The 17,293-nt window shown below is 42.3% G+C and carries 17 protein-coding genes, 1 pseudogene and 1 riboswitch; of the genes and pseudogenes, 14 read left to right on the top strand and 4 right to left on the bottom strand.

What is annotated here, in order from left to right:
• The 5 genes from MK395_RS05605 to thiE are packed head-to-tail and all read left to right on the top strand — an operon-like array spanning position 1 to position 3,310.
• On the top strand, positions 1–651 hold the full coding sequence (locus MK395_RS05605; RefSeq protein WP_268711456.1) for an energy-coupling factor transporter transmembrane component T: 651 nt from the start codon (positions 1–3) through the stop codon (positions 649–651).
• A 10-nt stretch (positions 652–661) separates the two neighbouring features.
• On the top strand, positions 662–1,354 hold the full coding sequence (gene tenA, locus MK395_RS05600) for a thiaminase II (protein WP_042902539.1): 693 nt from the start codon (positions 662–664) through the stop codon (positions 1,352–1,354).
• Between the two features lie 3 nt (positions 1,355–1,357).
• Positions 1,358–1,882, top strand: a complete 525-nt coding sequence (thiW, locus tag MK395_RS05595) for an energy coupling factor transporter S component ThiW (RefSeq protein ID WP_042902538.1) — start codon at positions 1,358–1,360, stop codon at positions 1,880–1,882.
• On the top strand, positions 1,882–2,685 hold the full coding sequence (thiM, locus tag MK395_RS05590) for a hydroxyethylthiazole kinase (RefSeq protein ID WP_042902537.1): 804 nt from the start codon (positions 1,882–1,884) through the stop codon (positions 2,683–2,685). Before thiW ends, thiM begins: the two co-directional genes overlap by 1 nt.
• Positions 2,678–3,310: a thiamine phosphate synthase gene (gene thiE, locus MK395_RS05585; protein ID WP_042902536.1), complete on the top strand. Its 633-nt coding sequence runs from the start codon at positions 2,678–2,680 to the stop codon at positions 3,308–3,310. The genes thiM and thiE overlap by 8 nt, the downstream gene beginning before the upstream one ends.
• Positions 3,311–3,357: 47 nt before the next feature.
• Here thiE and thiD read toward each other — a convergent pair whose 3' ends face one another.
• A complete protein-coding gene (thiD, locus tag MK395_RS05580; RefSeq protein ID WP_000221729.1) occupies positions 3,358–4,149 on the bottom strand; it encodes a bifunctional hydroxymethylpyrimidine kinase/phosphomethylpyrimidine kinase in 792 nt (263 codons plus the stop codon).
• An 82-nt stretch (positions 4,150–4,231) separates the two neighbouring features.
• Positions 4,232–4,330, bottom strand: a riboswitch (TPP riboswitch).
• A 183-nt stretch (positions 4,331–4,513) separates the two neighbouring features.
• On the opposite strand from thiD, the gene MK395_RS05575 reads away from it, so the two are divergent.
• The 8 genes and pseudogenes from MK395_RS05575 (at position 4,514) to manA (ending at position 13,101) form a co-directional block, all read left to right on the top strand.
• Positions 4,514–4,909: a CopY/TcrY family copper transport repressor gene (locus MK395_RS05575; protein WP_268711455.1), complete on the top strand. Its 396-nt coding sequence runs from the start codon at positions 4,514–4,516 to the stop codon at positions 4,907–4,909.
• A 10-nt stretch (positions 4,910–4,919) separates the two neighbouring features.
• On the top strand, positions 4,920–5,291 hold the full coding sequence (locus tag MK395_RS05570; RefSeq protein ID WP_000935055.1) for a cupredoxin domain-containing protein: 372 nt from the start codon (positions 4,920–4,922) through the stop codon (positions 5,289–5,291).
• Between the two features lie 9 nt (positions 5,292–5,300).
• A complete protein-coding gene (locus tag MK395_RS05565; RefSeq protein ID WP_268711454.1) occupies positions 5,301–7,544 on the top strand; it encodes a heavy metal translocating P-type ATPase in 2,244 nt (747 codons plus the stop codon).
• Positions 7,545–7,756: 212 nt separating this feature from the next.
• Entirely contained in the window at positions 7,757–9,532 is a 1,776-nt protein-coding gene (gene spxB, locus MK395_RS05560) for a pyruvate oxidase (protein ID WP_268711453.1), read from the top strand.
• A gap of 109 nt (positions 9,533–9,641) precedes the next feature.
• Positions 9,642–9,989, top strand: coding sequence for a VOC family protein (locus MK395_RS05555; RefSeq protein ID WP_268711452.1), 348 nt, complete (start codon positions 9,642–9,644; stop codon positions 9,987–9,989).
• A gap of 217 nt (positions 9,990–10,206) precedes the next feature.
• A complete protein-coding gene (locus MK395_RS05550; RefSeq protein ID WP_001291473.1) occupies positions 10,207–10,467 on the top strand; it encodes a SemiSWEET family transporter in 261 nt (86 codons plus the stop codon).
• A 131-nt stretch (positions 10,468–10,598) separates the two neighbouring features.
• Positions 10,599–12,037, top strand: a pseudogene (locus MK395_RS05545) (6-phospho-beta-glucosidase).
• A gap of 119 nt (positions 12,038–12,156) precedes the next feature.
• Positions 12,157–13,101 carry a mannose-6-phosphate isomerase, class I gene (gene manA, locus MK395_RS05540; RefSeq protein ID WP_001294305.1) on the top strand — a complete coding sequence of 315 codons (945 nt, stop codon included), beginning with the start codon at positions 12,157–12,159 and terminating at the stop codon, positions 13,099–13,101.
• 40 nt (positions 13,102–13,141) lie between these two features.
• Here the strand turns inward: manA and MK395_RS05535 are convergent, their stop codons facing one another.
• Positions 13,142–14,482, bottom strand: a complete 1,341-nt coding sequence (locus MK395_RS05535; RefSeq protein ID WP_268711451.1) for a sodium-dependent transporter — start codon at positions 14,480–14,482, stop codon at positions 13,142–13,144.
• A 253-nt stretch (positions 14,483–14,735) separates the two neighbouring features.
• Between MK395_RS05535 and MK395_RS05530 the strand changes: the two genes are divergently transcribed.
• Entirely contained in the window at positions 14,736–15,476 is a 741-nt protein-coding gene (locus MK395_RS05530) for a MerR family transcriptional regulator (protein ID WP_268711450.1), read from the top strand.
• A gap of 44 nt (positions 15,477–15,520) precedes the next feature.
• Here MK395_RS05530 and MK395_RS05525 read toward each other — a convergent pair whose 3' ends face one another.
• Positions 15,521–16,042 carry a DUF1697 domain-containing protein gene (locus MK395_RS05525; protein WP_071851373.1) on the bottom strand — a complete coding sequence of 174 codons (522 nt, stop codon included), beginning with the start codon at positions 16,040–16,042 and terminating at the stop codon, positions 15,521–15,523.
• A 13-nt stretch (positions 16,043–16,055) separates the two neighbouring features.
• Entirely contained in the window at positions 16,056–17,237 is a 1,182-nt protein-coding gene (locus MK395_RS05520; RefSeq protein WP_042902528.1) for a BaiN/RdsA family NAD(P)/FAD-dependent oxidoreductase, read from the bottom strand.
• Positions 17,238–17,293 lie beyond the last annotated feature (56 nt).

Here is a 17,293-nt window from a genome sequence, read left to right as displayed (position 1 = left end):
ATGATCAAAGTAGCAACCAAGACACCGGTTATCAGTCTTTTCTTGCTGATTTTATCCTTGGAAACATCCTTCATTCCTTCGATTGCTCTGAATCTTTTGGTAGTCACATTTTGCATCCTCTTTTTGCTCTATCATCGTCGATTTAAAATGTTGGCTTGGATGATTGTGCTCGCCATTTTGCCATCCTTTGCTAACTATTGGGCAGTTCAGTTACATGGGGATGCTTCGCAGGCAGTGATGCTTGGAACGAGAGCTTTTGTAACGGTTTGTATTGGTCTTGTCTTTGTTTCTAGTATTTCCCTAAAAGAGCTTCTCTTGTACTTGGCTCAAAAGGGGTTATCGCGTTCTTGGGCCTATGCCTTGATTGTGGTATTCAATTCCTTTCCCCTCATTCAGCAGGAAATCAAGTCCCTCAAGGAAGCTTGCTTATTGCGTGGTCAAAAACTGCATGTTTGGTCTCCCTTGATTTATAGTAAGGTTCTGATGACGGTTTTTAGGTGGCGCCATCTTTACCTGAGAGCTTTGTCTGCACATGGATATGATGAGCATGCACAGTTGGAGAATCGCTATCGGACTTTTTATATTCCTAAAAAAACAAAATTAATCTACCTGCTGTTCTTTTTATTGCTTCAAACCAGTTTATTTCTATAAAGGAGTTATTATGGAATTTACAGATATTGCGATGGAATTATCCAAGGAAGCTTGGCAGGCTTCCTTTCAGCATCCCTTTGTTTTACAGTTACAAGAGGGAACGTTGGAACCTTCTATTTTCCGCTATTACCTGATTCAGGATGCCTACTATCTGAAGTCCTTCTCAGAAGCCTATCACCTCTTGGCTGGTAAGACTTCAAACGAGGAGATGAAAAGACTCTTGAAACAAAATGCCCAGAGTCTAGTGGAGGGTGAGTTGTTTATTCGCCAACAATTTTTCAAGGAATTAGGAATCAGCGACCAGGAAATGGAGCAACATCCAATCGCTCCAACCTGTTATCATTACATTTCTCATATTTATCGCCAGTTTGCAGAGCAAAACTTGGGCATCGCTTTTGCTAGTTTGCTTCCATGTCCTTGGTTATACCATGATTTGGGCAAGGCACTTAATCGCAAACCATCCCCGAATCCTCTTTATCAACAGTGGATTGAAACCTATATCACCGATGAGTTAGAACAGCAGATTAAAGAGGAAGAAGCGCTGGTTAATCAGCTCTATCGAGAAAGCGACGAGACGGACAAACAAAAAATGCTAGAGGCCTTCCACCGAAGTGTCCACATGGAAGCCAAGTTTTGGGAGATGGCTTACCAACATCAAACCTGGACGAGTGATTTGCAGTCCTTAGAAACAGAGAAGAAATAGAAAATGAGAAAGCACCAACTACAAGTTCACAAATTAACCGTTTTGTCCATGATGATTGCTCTTGACGTAGTTCTTACACCCATCTTTCGAATTGAAGGAATGGCACCGATGTCCAGTGTAGTCAATATCCTTGCAGGGATCTTGATGGGACCTGTTTATGCCTTGGTCATGGCTACAGTCACAGCCTTTATCCGTATGTCTACTCAGGGCATTCCCCCTTTGGCCCTAACAGGAGCTACTTTCGGAGCCCTCCTTGCAGGTCTCTTTTATAAGTATGGTCGAAAATTTCACTATTCTGCTCTAGGAGAAATCTTGGGAACAGGGATAATCGGTTCCATTGTTTCCTATCCTGTTATGGTTCTCTTTACAGGATCTGCGGCCAAGCTTAGCTGGTTTATCTATACCCCTCGATTTTTCGGAGCAACCTTGATCGGTACAGCCATAGCTTTCCTCGCCTTTCGATTTTTAATCAAGCAGGAATTCTTTAAAAAAGTGCAGGGATATTTCTTTGGAGAAAGGATAGACTGATGCAGGCGTTTACAAATCCTTTCCCTCTGGTAGCAAGTTCCTTGATTCACTGCATCACCAATGAGATTTCCTGCGAGATGCTGGCCAATGGCATTTTGGCTCTGGGATGCAAACCTGTTATGGCAGATGATCCCCGTGAGGTTCTTGATTTTACCAAACAAAGCCAGGCTCTCTTCATCAATTTGGGGCATTTGTCTGCTGAGAAGGAAAAAGCAATCCGTATGGCAGCTTCTTATGCAAATCAAGCTTCTCTACCAATGGTAGTAGATGCGGTTGGCCTAGCAGCATCATCCATTCGTAAGAATCTAGTCAGAGAACTTTTAGAATACAAGCCCACAGTCCTTAAAGGAAATATGTCGGAAATACGGAGTCTTGTTGGTTTAAAGCACCACGGAGTTGGGGTCGATGCTAGTGCTAAAGATCAAGAAACTGAGGATTTGCTCCAAGTCTTGAAAGACTGGTGTCAGCTTTATCCTGGTATGTCATTTTTAGTCACTGGACCCAAGGACCTCATTGTTTCGGAGAATCAGGTTGCAATATTGGGAAATGGCTGTGCAGAATTAGACTGGATAACAGGGACAGGAGACTTAGTTGGAGCCTTGACATCCGTTTTTCTCAGCCAAGGAAAGACTGCATTTGAAGCTTCTTGCCTAGCAGTTTCTTATCTCAATATCGCTGCTGAGAGAATACTTGTTCAAGGAATGGGATTGGAAGATTTTCGTTACCAAGTTCTCAACCAACTCTCTCTCCTAAAAAGAGATGAAAATTGGCTAGAAGCCATCAAAGGAGATGTTTATGAATAGAGAAGCACTCAGACTATATCTGGTCACCAATCGCTACCAAGATTCCTTGGAAAATTTTCTTGAAAAAGTCGAGACGGCCTGCCGTTCAGGTGTTACCATCATCCAACTACGAGAAAAAAATCTCACAACCAATCAATACTATCAACTGGCAAAACAAGTCAAGGAAATAACAGATGCTTACCAAGTCCCCTTAATTATCGATGATCGGTTGGATATCTGTCTTGCAGTCGATGCTGCAGGTTTGCATATTGGCGACGATGAACTACCAGTTTCGGTTGCCCGCCAAGTCTTGGGTCCTGAAAAAATCCTCGGTGTTACTGCTAAAACAGAAAAAAGGGCTCTTGAGGCGGAAACATCGGGTGCGGATTACTTGGGAACAGGAGCCATTTTCCCGACTACGACCAAAGAAAATGCACCTATCACCCTGATTTCAACCTTGAAAACAATTTGCCAAACGGTCGCCATTCCAGTAGTTGCTATTGGAGGCTTGACGTCAGAGAACATTGACCAACTTGCTGCAACTGGCATAGCTGGTGTAGCTGTAGTCCGTGATTTGATGCAGGCAGAAGATATTGAAGCAAAAACGCAAGCATTTTTAACAAAGCTGGATGACATTATTTTCTAATCAAAAACTCTCTAATTCCCTTAAAGTGGGAACTAGAGAGTTTTTTCTTAATCTTTAAAGCTTGTATGGTTGACTGGGCCAGAACCATGACCGAGTTGAGGAGCTTCTTGGATGGCTTTTGTGATAAAGGCCTTGGCCTTATCGACTGCCTGATAAAGGGTTTTCCCCTTGGCTAGTTCAGCCGTAATCACTGCAGCAAAAGTACATCCAGTGCCATGGGTGTGACAGGTTTGAATTCTAGGACTTTCCCAGACAAATTGCTCCTCCTTAGTAAAGAGGAAATCCTTGGCACCGCCTTCGAGATGGCCACCTTTGATTACCACAGACTGAGGACCAAATTCTTTTAAAATCAGGCGACCAGCACGTTGCATGTCTTCTGGATCATGGATTGAAAAACCAACAATCTCTTCTGCCTCAGGAAGATTGGGTGTAATGATGCTTGCAAGAGGAAGCAGGTTTGTTTTTAGGTAGCTTCTCGCACTAGTATCTATCAGGGTATCACCGCTTGTTGCGACCATAACAGGGTCCAGCACGTAGGGACAGTCCAGCTTTTTAAGATAGGGTTGGATGATTTCCATGATTTCAGTAGTTGCCAACATACCAGTTTTTACAGCCTGAGGTTTGATATCCGAAAAGACACTCTCCAATTGAGCTTTCAGCATTTGGTTAGAGACGTGCTCGATTAATTGAACACCTCTGGTATTTTGAGCGACAAGGCTGGTCACAACGGCCATTCCATAGACATCTCTAGCTTGGAACGACTTCAAATCAGCCATAATGCCAGCACCGCCACTAGGGTCTGTCCCAGCAATGGTTAGAGCAACGGGTAAATAAGTCATCTAAAACCTCCCAACCAACTGAAGTTTGTATTCTTAAGAACAAGCAAGTCTGTTTTAGGAAGGAAATAGAAGACTGGGTAGTCCTCACTATTTTCCACTTCCATCAGCCAGCATTACCTAGATTGAGTCAAAGGGATCTAACAGTCGTTAATCTCAGCTTTACGCACCCCTAGTGGTTGTTTTCTTTTTTCTTCAGTATAGCATATTTTTATAGTTTATATAGTAAAATTTGATTGCAAATCTCTCGTTACAGGATTAAAATTCTATTTTTCGAAAAAATAATAAAAATTATAGTTGACAAATGTAGATTTTCGGAGTATACTAATAACTGTAATCGACAAATGTAGATTTAGGAGGTGTGATTATGCAGATTTCAGATGCAGAATGGCAGGTCATGAAGATTATTTGGATGCAAGGAGAGCAGACCAGTACGGATTTGATCAGGGTTCTGGCGGAGCGGTTCGACTGGTCCAAGTCGACCATTCAAACTCTTTTGGCTCGTTTGGTTGAGAAAGAGTGTCTGACAAGGAAAAAAGAAGGCAAGTTCTTTGTCTATTCAGCCCTTTTAACTCTGGACCAGAGTCGAGACTTGCTTGTCCAAGATATCAAAGACAAGGTTTGTTCCCGTAGGATTAAGAACTTGTTGGCTGATTTGATTGTGGAATGTGATTTCACTCAGGCTGACTTGGAAGAATTGGAAGAAGTGATTTCTAAGAAGAAATCAAGCGCTGTAACAGAAGTAAGATGTAATTGTATGTAAAGGAGACGTCATGTTAAATAGTATTGTAACCATTATTTGTATTGCCCTTATCGCGTTTATCTTGTTTTGGTTTTTCAAAAAGCCTGAAAAATCTGGACAAAAGGCCCAGCAAAAAAAGGGTTACCAAGAGATCCGAGTGGAAGTCATGGGGGGCTATACGCCTGAGTTGATTATTCTTAAGAAATCAGTGCCAGCCCGTATCGTCTTTGACCGTAAGGACCCTTCACCCTGCCTAGATCAGATTGTTTTCCCAGATTTTGGAGTGCATGCGGACTTGCCTATGGGTGAAGAGTATGTAGTGGAAATCACACCTGAACAGGCTGGAGAGTATGGTTTCTCTTGTGGCATGAATATGATGCACGGCAAGATGATTGTAGAATAGGAGAATGATATGACTGAAATTGTAAAAGCAAGCCTAGAAAATGGCATTCAAAAAATCCGTATCACGGCAGACAAAGGCTATCATCCAGCCCATATCCAGCTTCAAAAAGGGATTCCAGCTGAGATTACCTTTCATCGAGCAACTCCTTCAAACTGTTACAAGGAAATTCTGTTTGAAGAAGAAGGCATTTTGGAACCAATCGGCGTAGATGAGGAGAAAGTCATTCGTTTTACACCTCAAGAATTAGGTCAACATGAATTTTCTTGTGGTATGAAGATGCAAAAAGGAAGCTATACCGTAGTTGAGAAGACTCGAAAATCTCTATCACTTTTACAGCGTTTTTGGATTACTAGTATCTTTACTGTGCCTCTTGTAATCCTCATGATTGGAATGTCGACAGGAGGAATTAGTCACCAAGTCATGCGTTGGGGCACCTTTTTAGCCACAACACCGATTATGCTAGTAGCAGGTGGTCCTTATATCCAAAGTGCTTGGGCTAGTTTTAAAAAGCACAATGCCAACATGGATACCTTGGTTGCTCTGGGAACCCTAGTGGCCTATCTCTATAGCCTAGTTGCCCTCTTTACTGGACTTCCTGTTTACTTTGAAAGTGCTGGTTTTATCCTCTTCTTCGTTCTTTTGGGAGCAGTTTTTGAGGAAAAAATGCGAAAAAATACTTCCCAAGCTGTGGAGAAATTACTGGATTTGCAGGCTAAAACTGCAGAAGTCTTGCGTGAGGATAACTATGTTCAAGTCCCCTTGGAGCAAGTCAAGGTAGGTGACCTGATTCGAGTGCGTCCCGGTGAAAAGATTGCGGTTGATGGGGTCGTAGTAGAAGGTATCTCTAGTATTGATGAGTCTATGGTGACAGGTGAGAGTCTGCCTGTGGACAAGACAGTTGGAGATACTGTCATTGGCTCCACCATCAATAATAGTGGAACACTTGTTTTTAGGGCAGAAAAAGTTGGTTCAGAGACAGTTTTGGCTCAGATTGTGGACTTTGTGAAGAAAGCCCAGACCAGCCGAGCACCAATTCAGGATTTGACGGATAAGATTTCAGGGATTTTTGTACCAGCGGTTGTCATTTTAGGGATTGTGACCTTTTGGGTATGGTTTGTCTTGTTCAGGGATAGTGTAGTCGTGCTTGGAGCGAGCTTTGTCTCTTCTCTTCTCTATGGGGTGGCTGTTTTGATTATCGCTTGTCCTTGTGCACTAGGACTTGCAACACCAACGGCCCTTATGGTGGGGACAGGTCGCAGTGCCAAGATGGGGGTTCTCCTCAAAAATGGAACGGTTCTACAGGAAATCCAAAAAGTTCAAACTATTGTCTTTGATAAGACTGGGACTTTGACGGAAGGGAAACCTGTGGTAACAGATATCATCGGCGACGAAGTAGAAGTGCTTGGATTGGCAGCCTCCTTGGAAGAAGCTTCCCAACACCCACTGGCTGAGGCCATTGTCAAGCGAGCGAGTGAAGCTGGACTTGAGATTCAAACTGTGGAAAATTTCCAAGCCTTGCACGGAAAAGGTGTCTCAGGGCAAATCAATGGAAAACAAGTTCTGCTTGGAAATGCTAAAATGCTGGATGGCATGAACATTTCTAGCACTTATCAAGAAAAACTAGAAGAACTAGAAAAAGAAGCTAAGACAGTTGTCTACTTGGCTGTTGACAATGAAATCAAAGGCTTGCTTGCCCTGCAAGATATTCCCAAGGAAAATGCCAAGTTAGCCATCAGTCAGCTGAAAAAACGTGGACTTAAAACAGTCATGCTGACAGGGGATAATGCTGGCGTGGCGCGTGCTATTGCCGATCAGATCGGAATCGAAGAGGTCATTGCAGGTGTCTTGCCAGAAGAAAAAGCCCATGAAATCCATAAACTACAATCAGCTGGAAAAGTAGCCTTTGTTGGTGATGGTATCAATGACGCTCCTGCCCTCAGTGTAGCGGATGTCGGGATTGCTATGGGAGCTGGAACAGATATTGCCATCGAGTCAGCAGATTTGGTGTTGACAACTAATAACCTTCTAGGAGTGGTTCGTGCCTTTGACATGAGTAAGAAAACCTTTAATCGAATTCTGCTCAACCTCTTCTGGGCCTTTATCTACAATGTCGCCGGCATTCCGATTGCAGCAGGAGTCTTTTCAGGAATTGGTCTCGTTCTCAATCCAGAACTGGCTGGTCTAGCCATGGCCTTTAGTTCTGTATCTGTTCTGACTAGTTCACTCTTACTAAACTTTAGTAAAATAGACTAAAAGCGAGCTTGCTCGCTTTTTATTATAAAACAGTTCTGAAAAACGTTTTCAAACTGTACTGTAATAGAGAATCAAAACTTCTGAGCACATTCTTAGGAGACCCAAAACAAATGTGGTAAAGTAGTAGAGTAAAAATTTGCTGAAACGTTTCCAATTAGTATATGAAAACGGATGAATCAAATTTTAAAAATATTTGAAGGAGAGTTATCATTATGACTCAAGGGAAAATTACTGCATCTGCAGCAATGCTCAACGTATTGAAAACATGGGGTGTAGACACAATCTACGGTATCCCATCAGGAACACTCAGCTCATTGATGGACGCTTTGGCTGAAGACAAAGATATCCGCTTCTTGCAAGTTCGCCACGAAGAAACAGGTGCTCTTGCAGCGGTTATGCAAGCTAAATTCGGCGGCTCAATCGGGGTTGCAGTTGGTTCAGGTGGTCCAGGTGCGACTCACTTGATTAACGGTGTTTACGATGCAGCTATGGATAACACTCCATTCCTTGCTATCCTTGGATCACGTCCAGTTAACGAACTCAACATGGATGCCTTCCAAGAATTGAACCAAAACCCAATGTACAACGGTATCGCTGTTTACAACAAACGTGTCGCTTACGCTGAGCAGTTGCCAAAAGTAATCGACGAAGCTTGCCGCGCTGCAGTTTCTAAAAAAGGTCCAGCTGTTGTTGAAATCCCAGTAAACTTCGGTTTCCAAGAAATCGATGAAAACTCATACTACGGTTCAGGTTCGTACGAACGTTCATTCATCGCTCCTGCCTTGAACGAAGTTGAAATTGACAAAGCAGTTGAAATCCTGAACAATGCTGAACGTCCAGTTATCTATGCTGGTTACGGTGGTGTTAAAGCAGGTGAAGTGATTACTGAATTGTCACGTAAAATCAAAGCACCAATCATCACAACTGGTAAAAACTTTGAAGCTTTTGAATGGAACTACGAAGGTTTGACAGGTTCTGCTTACCGTGTTGGTTGGAAACCAGCTAACGAAGTGGTCTTCGAAGCAGACACAGTTCTTTTCCTTGGTTCAAACTTCCCATTTGCTGAAGTTTACGAAGCATTCAAGAACACTGAAAAATTCATCCAAGTTGACATCGACCCATACAAACTTGGTAAACGTCATGCCCTTGATGCTTCTATCCTTGGTGATGCAGGTCAAGCAGCGAAAGCAATCCTTGACAAAGTAAACCCAGTAGAATCTACTCCATGGTGGCGTGCAAACGTTAAGAACAACCAAAACTGGCGTGATTACATGAACAAACTCGAAGGTAAAACTGAGGGTGAATTGCAATTGTACCAAGTTTACAATGCAATCAACAAACATGCTGATCAAGACGCTATCTACTCAATCGATGTAGGTGACACTACTCAAACATCTACTCGTCACCTTCACATGACACCTAAGAACATGTGGCGTACATCTCCACTCTTTGCGACAATGGGTATTGCCCTTCCTGGTGGTATCGCTGCTAAGAAAGACAATCCAGATCGCCAAGTATGGAACATCATGGGTGACGGTGCATTCAACATGTGCTACCCAGACGTTATCACAAACGTTCAATACGACCTTCCAGTTATCAACGTTGTCTTCTCAAATGGTAAATATGCCTTCATCAAGGACAAATACGAAGACACAAACAAACACTTGTTTGGTTGTGACTTCCCTAATGCTGACTATGCGAAAATCGCTGAAGCGCAAGGTGCTGTAGGATTTACAGTTGACCGTATCGAAGATATCGATGCAGTTGTTGCAGAAGCTGTTAAATTGAACAAAGAAGGTAAAACTGTTGTGATCGATGCTCGCATCTCTCAACACCGTCCACTTCCAGTAGAAGTACTTGAGTTGGATCCAAAACAACACTCAGAAGAAGCAATCAAAGCCTTCAAGGAAAAATACGAAGCAGAAGAACTCGTACCATTCCGCTTCTTCTTGGAAGAAGAAGGATTGCAATCACGCGCAATAAAATAATTCCTCTCGTCGAAAATCAAATGTAAACTTTGTAGATTTTATTCTTTGATTTTCTAGAGTCGAACTTGAAAAGATCGGAGCAATCCGGTCTTTTTCTGGAGGATAGTAAATGAATTTAAATCAATTAGATATTATTGTTTCAGATGTCCCTCAAGTCTGTGCTGACTTGGAGCGTATTTTGGATAAAAAAGCCGATTATGTTGACAACAGTTTTGCACAGTTCACGATTGGCAGTCATTGTCTTATGTTGTCCCAAAATCATTTGATTCCTTTGGAAAATTTTCAGTCAGGCATCATTCTTCACATTGAGGTTGAGGATGTAGAGCAGAACTACCAACGGTTGAAAGAGATTGGTGTCGAGATTTTACACGATCTGGCTGTAACTGATTGGGGGACAGAATCCTTGCTTGTAAAAGGTCCAGCTGGTCTAGTGATTGATTTTTATCGTATGAAGTAGAGCGCTTAATCATTTGACGCTAACCATAATTATTCTTAGTACAGAACGTGAGAATATGAACTATTGAAAGATCGGAGCAATCCGGTCTTTTTCTGTTTCCTCTTTCTTATCACAAGATTGTGATAGTTTACATCTTCATAACAAAAGCTACAAAGTCTTGATTGTTTTGAAAAAAGATTATAAAATATGATTCATAAAAATGAAAGAGGTTTTGAAAATGTCTGAAAAACAAATGAAAATTTTGGGTTGGGTAGCGACCTTCATGTCCGTTATGATGTATGTCTCTTACTTCCCACAAATCATGAACAACTTGGCTGGTCAAAAAGGGAACTTCATCCAACCCTTAGTCGCAGCCATCAACTGTAGTCTCTGGGTTTACTACGGTCTTTTCAAGAAAGAAAGAGATATTCCCCTTGCGGCAGCGAATGCACCGGGTATCGTTTTTGGTCTAGTAACGGCTATCACGGCTTTGATTTAAAAAGAAGACTGGTTTCAGTCTTTTTTTCGTATATATAAAAGTAAGTTTAGTGCTATCATTATCCAGAGAGTTCAAAACTTTTTGCCTCCTTTTTAGTATAATAGAAGTAATAAATCAATCGAGGTAAAGTGATGACAGAAATACTACAATTTCCAGAAGGATTTCTCTGGGGTGGGCAACGGCGGCTAATCAATGTGAGGGTGCTTATAATCAGGACGGTCGTGGTCTTGCTAATGTGGATGTGGTACCGATTGGTCCAGACCGTGAGGCCATTATCACAGGTCAGAAAAAGATGTTTTCGTTTGAGGAGGGCTATTTTTACCCAGCAAAGGAAGCCATTGATATGTACCATCATTACAAGGAAGATATTGCGCTTTTTGCAGAAATGGGATTTAAAACCTATCGGCTCTCTATTGCTTGGACTCGGATTTTTCCTCAAGGTGACGAAGCAGAGCCAAATGAAGCTGGTCTAGCTTTTTATGAGGATTTATTTAAGGAATGTCACAAGTATGGAATTGAACCACTGGTGACCATCACACATTTCGATTGCCCCATGCACTTAATCAGGGAGTACGGTGGTTGGCGCAATCGTTGTATGTTGGACTTTTACACAAATCTCTGTCGCACCCTCTTTACCCGTTACAAGGGCTTGGTCAAGTACTGGCTCACCTTCAACGAAATCAATATGATTCTGCATGCCCCCTTTTTAGGAGCTGGGATTTGTTTTGAAGAAGGAGAAAATCAAGAACAGATCAAATACCAAGCAGCCCACCATGAGCTGGTAGCCTCGGCTATGGCGACTAAAATTGCTCACGAAATTGATCCAGAAAACAAGGTGGGATGTATGTTGGCAGCAGGGCAATATTATCCTAACACTGCCCATCCGAGAGACTACTGGGCAGCCATGGAAGAAGACCGTAAGAGTTACTTTTTCATTGATGTTCAAGCGCGTGGGGAATACCCAAACTATGCCAAGAAGCAGTGGGAGCGTGAGGAAATTGAGATAGAAATGACGGCAGAGGATTTGGACTTATTAAAGAATCACACTGTTGACTTTGTTTCCTTCTCTTACTATGCGAGCCGAGTGGCTTCAGGCGATCCAGAAATGACGGATCTGACAGCTGGAAATGTCTTTGCCTCTATCAAAAATCCCTATCTAGAATCTTCTGAATGGGGTTGGCAGATTGACCCACTGGGGCTTCGTATCACCCTCAATGCCATCTGGGATCGTTATCAAAAACCCATGTTCATCGTAGAAAATGGACTCGGCGCTATGGATACGCCAGATGAAAATGGCTATGTAGCGGATGACTATCGGATTGCTTATCTAGAAGCCCACATCAAGGCTATGCGAGATGCTATTTACCAAGATGGCGTTGACTTGCTTGGTTATACGACTTGGGGTTGTATAGATCTGGTTTCAGCTGGAACAGGCGAAATGAACAAGCGCTATGGTTTTATCTATGTGGATCGTGATAATGCAGGTCAAGGAAGTCTCAAACGGAGCAAGAAGAAATCCTTCTACTGGTACAAGGATGTCATTGCCAGCAATGGTGCAAGTATTAAGTAGAGCACATTTGTTCACTATTTTTATAAAATCTTCTCCCTACTTTATAAGATGTGAAAAAGAGTTCAATTAGACCAAGCTTTTTGCTATAATGAAGTGAGAAAAATAGACAGGAGATCAAGATGTCAGAACCATTATTTTTACAATCAGTTATGCAAGAAAAAATCTGGGGTGGAACCAAGCTACGTGATGAGTTTGGCTACGACATCCCGAGTGAAAAAATAGGAGAATACTGGGCTATTTCAGCCCACCCAAATGGTGTTTCTAAGGTAGCTAATGGTCGCTACGAGGGAACAGACCTAGCTACTTTGTATGCAGAACACCGTGAATTGTTTGGTAACCGTCCAGAACCTGTGTTTCCACTATTGACCAAGATTCTCGATGCTAATGACTGGCTCAGCGTCCAAGTTCACCCAGACGATGCCTATGGATTAGAACATGAAGGCGAGCTCGGAAAAACAGAGTGCTGGTATATCATCGCAGCAGACGAAGGTTCAGAGATTATCTATGGCCATAATGCCAAATCAAAAGAAGAACTCCGCCAGCAAATCGAAGATAAAAACTGGGATGCGCTGTTGACAAAAGTGCCAGTTAAGGCTGGAGACTTCTTCTATGTACCAAGTGGTACCATGCACGCTATCGGGGCGGGTATCTTGATTCTTGAAACCCAGCAGTCTAGCGATACCACCTACCGTGTTTATGACTTTGATCGCAAGGACGACAAGGGCAACTTGCGTGAACTTCACCTTGAAAAATCTATCGATGTTTTAAACATTGGAGAGCCTGCCAATAGCCGTCCTGTAACTATCAAAGCAGATGATCTACGTTCCACTCTCCTTGTATCCAATGATTTCTTCGCCGTTTACAAGTGGGAAATCACTGGCAAAGTTGACTTCGAAAAGACAGTTGACTACAGCTTATTTAGTGTCCTGGCTGGTCAGGGTCAGCTGACTGTTGACGGGAAAAACTATCCAATCCAAAAAGGCAGCCACTTTATCCTACCAAGTGATGTTGAAACTTGGACCCTAGAAGGGCAAGGTTTGGAATTGATTGTTAGCCATCCATAAAAAAGAAAGGGCCTGAGTTCATTACTCAAGTCCTTTTTGCTTACATAAATTGGGCGATAAAAACCACAATGATGATAATAGGAATGATGAAACGAAGAAGGAAGAGCCAGACTTGGAAAAGTCCCTGTTTCCATGCTCTTTCATCGAGATGGAGTTCCTCCTTAGCAAGAGCCTTTTTAAAGATATAGCCTGTAAAAAGTGACAGGCAGAGAGCTCCAAATGGCATGAGGAGATTGGAAACCAAGAAATCCATAGCATCAAAGAAGGTCTTCCCAAAGATGTGAACATCCGCCATAACACCGTAAGAAAGGGCTGAAGGAATTCCAAAAAAAAAGGTCAAGATTCCTAAAATAGCACTCCATTTAGCACGCTTGCGGTTGTCCTGGTTGGTGATATTGCCCACATTGATTTCCAGCATCACGACAGAGGAAGTAACCGTCGCAAAGAGGAAAAGCAAGAGGAAAAGAATGTAGAAAATAGTTCCAAAAGGCATCTTGTCAAAGAGTTGAGGCAAGACGATAAAGAGCAGGCTTGGTCCCCCTTCCGACTGGATATTGAAAGATGACATGGCTGGGAAAATGGCTAGTCCCGCCATGATGGAAACCGAGATGTTCATGGCTACGATGGAAATCCCTGACTGGACCAGATTGGTTTTCTTGTCCAAGTAGGATGCATAGGTCAGCATGGCTGTAACCCCTAGTGAGAGAGCAAAGAAAGATTGTCCCAGAGCATAAAGGAGACCAGCGCTAGTTAGTTTTGAAAAGTCTGGTTTGAGAAAGTAGAGAACCCCTTCCATGGCATTTGGCAAGCTGAGAGAGCGCCCGATGATGACGACAAAGATGATAAAGAGCAGCGGCATCATGACTTTCGAAGCTCTTTCAATCCCTTTTTGAACCCCACGTGATACAATAAAGATATTCAACAAGATAAAGGCTGCTTGAGCTCCTAGGGCAATGGCTGGATTTGAAATGATTGAAGAAAATAACTGAGCATAATCACCCGTTCCACCAAGTTGGAACAATTTCCCAAACTCAATACCCAGATAGACCAGAATCCATCCTCCGATAACACTGTAAAAGGAGAGGAGGATAAAGAGGGCAAAGGCACCAATCCAACCGATAAAGTTGTACTTGCTATTGTTACCAAGTTTTCCAAAGGTTTTGATAGCGGAAACGCCAGCACTACGGCCAAGGGCAAACTCAGCCAGCAGGAGCGGGAAACCGATTAAAATGGTGGAAATGAGAAAGACTAGTAAAAAGCCCCCACCGCCATTAGCAGCAGTCATGTAGGGAAATTTCCAAACTGCTCCAAGTCCGATAGCTGAACCAGCAGATGCTAGAATAAAGCCTAGTTTCGAGCCCCATTGCGATTTTTCTGACATAGTTGAAACTCCAATCTCCTTTTTTAAAATAAGAAAAGGCTACTTGAGTTGTCAAATAGCCCTCTCTCAATGGCTCTCTATGAGCCTTCTGTTTGATTGATAGACTTGACTATCCTATCATGTTTTCTAAGGTCTGTCAAGAAAACCATTTTCAAGTTTTCACACCTTTCTCAAAAAGTTAAAAATTTTTCTCAAAAACGCTTGACTCTGACCTAAGGGGAGGGGTTATACTATTTCTTGTAAGGAGGAAATCATGTACCATATAAAAGAAGCTGCGCAGCTTTCAGGTGTCTCTGTCAAGACTCTGCACCACTACGATAAGATAGGACTCTTGGTTCCTTTAAAGTCAGAAAACGGCTATCGAACCTATAGTCAAGAGGATTTGGAACGACTTCAGGTCATTCTGTATTATAAATATCTAGGCTTTTCTTTAGAAAAAATAGCAGAGCTGTTAAAGGAAGAAAGGACAGATTTATTGCCCCATTTGACCAGACAGTTGGACTATCTGACCCAAGAAAGGCAACATCTGGATACCTTGATTTCCACCTTGCAAAAAACCATTCAAGAACAAAAAGGAGAAAGAAAAATGACGATTGAGGAAAAATTTACTGGATTTAGCTATCAAGACAATCAAAAATACCACCAAGAAGCGGTAGAGAAGTATGGACAAGAAGTCATGGGCCAGGCTCTCGAGCGCCAAAAAGGTCGCGAAGATGAGGCTACAGCCGCCTTCAACCAAGTTTTTCAAGCCTTGGCACAAAACCTTAAAAATGGGCTAGCTGCAACAGCGGTCGAAAACCAAGAAGAAGCAGCCAAACTCTTGCAAGCTATTCGTACTTATGGATTTGACTGTTCTATTGAGGTATTCGGTCATATCGGCAAAGGCTACGTCTACAACCCAGAGTTTAAGGAAAACATTGACAAGTTTGGACCTGGTACAGCTCAATACACATCAGATGTCATTGCTGCTTACGTTCGGACACAGACAAAATAAAAATCAGCGGAGTTACCTCTGCTGATTTTTTCTGGTTTCAAGTACTATTTGGTTAATAGTTTTTCAACTACGTTTAACTTTCGCATGGTCAGAACCACGCCAAACAATTTTTCAAGATAGTTGGTATTGAGCTTTTTTTGTTTTGCAGTTCTAGGAAGATAGAGGTAGAGACAGTAATCGCCTACACAGATTTCTTCCTCGCCGTAGTCAGTTTTCAATTTTTCTAGTGGCAGACTTTGGATAAGTCCTTGATAAAGAATTACATGCACACGATCATGAAGATAGTCTTCTCTAAATGGATTCTCATGAACAATCTTTTCAAAATCGTTCTTATTCTTGATAACCATTTTTAAGTCGGCCCCAATTTTTTCCTTTATCAGAGTATGAACGCGTTCTCGTATTTCTTCTAAATCTAAGTCACTTTCAAGAATGATATTCCCACTTTGAATATAGGTTCGAACGTGTTGAAAACCAGCTTCTGTCAGAATATCTACCAAATAAGACATTTTCGGGATAGCATTCTTTCCATTAGGAGTAACACCTCTTAGTAAAATAATATGTTCCAAAGGACTTCCTTTCTTATTTGGTATTTATTGGATTTGAGCCTGCCACCCAGCCGGTACAGAGGGCAGAAGTGATGTTGAAGCCACCCGTGTGGGCATTGATATCCAGTACCTCGCCTGCAAAGTGGAGTCCAGGAACGAGCTTACTTTCCAGAGTTTTAGGATTGATTTCCTTGAGACTGACACCGCCTTTGGTAACAAAGGATTTGGCAAGAGACATTTTGCCAGTCACAGGAATTTTGAGAGCCTTGATAGACTGGAGTAGTTGCTCGCGTTCTTTTTCAGTTAGCTGTTTAACTTTGTCAGGATAGCCTTGCACCAAAAATTCTGCCAAGCGTTCTGGAAGCAAAGTTTTTAAAGCATTTTTCAAGGATTTTTCCCGATTATCTTCTAGAAATGTAATCAAGTCCTCTTCAGAAAGTTGAGGCAAAACATCTAGCGAGAGAACCTCCCCGCCCTTGACAAAGCTGGACATACGTAGAGCAGCAGGGCCTGAAAAACCAAAGTGTGTAAAGAGCAGATCGTGGGTGATGACATGCTTGCCATAGCTTAAGGTCACGTCATCTAGGGAAATTCCCTGCAAGGCCTTATGTGGAAAATCAGTCAACAATGGGCTCTCAGCAGCTTCAAGCTCGGTAATGGTGTGCTTAAAATGGCGGGCAATTTCGTGACCAAATCCGGTCGAACCAGTAGAAGGATAGGATTTTCCACCTGTTGTGACTATGAGTTTATCACAAGTGAAGATCTGGTCCGCGGATTTCAGGACAAACTGGTCGTCTATCTTTTTAACCGAAACAATCTCTGTTTGAGTGAGAACTTGTCCGCCTAGCTCAGCGATTTTCTTATCCAAGGCTTCAATAATGGTCCGAGATTTGTCGCTGGCAGGAAAGACACGACCGTGGTCTTCAACCTTAAGTTTAACACCGTTTTCCGTAAAAAAGTTGATGATATCATGGTTATCAAACTGGGAAAAGACACTGTATAGAAAGCGTCCATTTCCAGGGATGCCAGCTAGTAGGTCATCTAGAGTTCCGTTGTTAGTTACATTGCAACGACCACCACCAGTACCAGCTAATTTTTTTCCGAGTTTCCGATTTTTTTCGATGAGAAGAGTTTTCTGACCATAAAAGCTACTGGAAATCGTAGCCATCATACCTGCAGGTCCTCCACCAATGACAATAGTATCAAAATGTTTCATAGCTCTATTGTACCACAAAAAACAAGAGATGCTTGGCATCTCTTGTTGCTCATAAT

It is taken from the genome of Streptococcus oralis (assembly GCF_026782085.1).
Classification (GTDB): Bacteria; Bacillota; Bacilli; order Lactobacillales; family Streptococcaceae; genus Streptococcus; species Streptococcus oralis_DA.
The sequence above is the reverse complement of the archived record's forward strand: the minus strand, read 5'-3'. Positions and strand labels throughout refer to the sequence as shown.

What these genes read in the sequence shown, in the direction of transcription:
- MK395_RS05535 (WP_268711451.1), bottom strand. Translation starts at nt 14,482, where the DNA reads ATGTCAGAAAAATCGCAATGGGGCTCGAAACTAGGCTTTATTCTAGCA.
- tenA (WP_042902539.1), top strand. Translation starts at nt 662, where the DNA reads ATGGAATTTACAGATATTGCGATGGAATTATCCAAGGAAGCTTGGCAG.
- MK395_RS05575 (WP_268711455.1), top strand. Translation starts at nt 4,514, where the DNA reads ATGCAGATTTCAGATGCAGAATGGCAGGTCATGAAGATTATTTGGATG.
- MK395_RS05565 (WP_268711454.1), top strand. Translation starts at nt 5,301, where the DNA reads ATGACTGAAATTGTAAAAGCAAGCCTAGAAAATGGCATTCAAAAAATC.
- spxB (WP_268711453.1), top strand. Translation starts at nt 7,757, where the DNA reads ATGACTCAAGGGAAAATTACTGCATCTGCAGCAATGCTCAACGTATTG.
- MK395_RS05570 (WP_000935055.1), top strand. Translation starts at nt 4,920, where the DNA reads ATGTTAAATAGTATTGTAACCATTATTTGTATTGCCCTTATCGCGTTT.
- MK395_RS05520 (WP_042902528.1), bottom strand. Translation starts at nt 17,237, where the DNA reads ATGAAACATTTTGATACTATTGTCATTGGTGGAGGACCTGCAGGTATG.
- MK395_RS05550 (WP_001291473.1), top strand. Translation starts at nt 10,207, where the DNA reads ATGTCTGAAAAACAAATGAAAATTTTGGGTTGGGTAGCGACCTTCATG.
- MK395_RS05530 (WP_268711450.1), top strand. Translation starts at nt 14,736, where the DNA reads ATGTACCATATAAAAGAAGCTGCGCAGCTTTCAGGTGTCTCTGTCAAG.
- MK395_RS05605 (WP_268711456.1), top strand. Translation starts at nt 1, where the DNA reads ATGATCAAAGTAGCAACCAAGACACCGGTTATCAGTCTTTTCTTGCTG.
- thiW (WP_042902538.1), top strand. Translation starts at nt 1,358, where the DNA reads ATGAGAAAGCACCAACTACAAGTTCACAAATTAACCGTTTTGTCCATG.
- manA (WP_001294305.1), top strand. Translation starts at nt 12,157, where the DNA reads ATGTCAGAACCATTATTTTTACAATCAGTTATGCAAGAAAAAATCTGG.
- thiD (WP_000221729.1), bottom strand. Translation starts at nt 4,149, where the DNA reads ATGACTTATTTACCCGTTGCTCTAACCATTGCTGGGACAGACCCTAGT.
- thiE (WP_042902536.1), top strand. Translation starts at nt 2,678, where the DNA reads ATGAATAGAGAAGCACTCAGACTATATCTGGTCACCAATCGCTACCAA.
- thiM (WP_042902537.1), top strand. Translation starts at nt 1,882, where the DNA reads ATGCAGGCGTTTACAAATCCTTTCCCTCTGGTAGCAAGTTCCTTGATT.
- MK395_RS05555 (WP_268711452.1), top strand. Translation starts at nt 9,642, where the DNA reads ATGAATTTAAATCAATTAGATATTATTGTTTCAGATGTCCCTCAAGTC.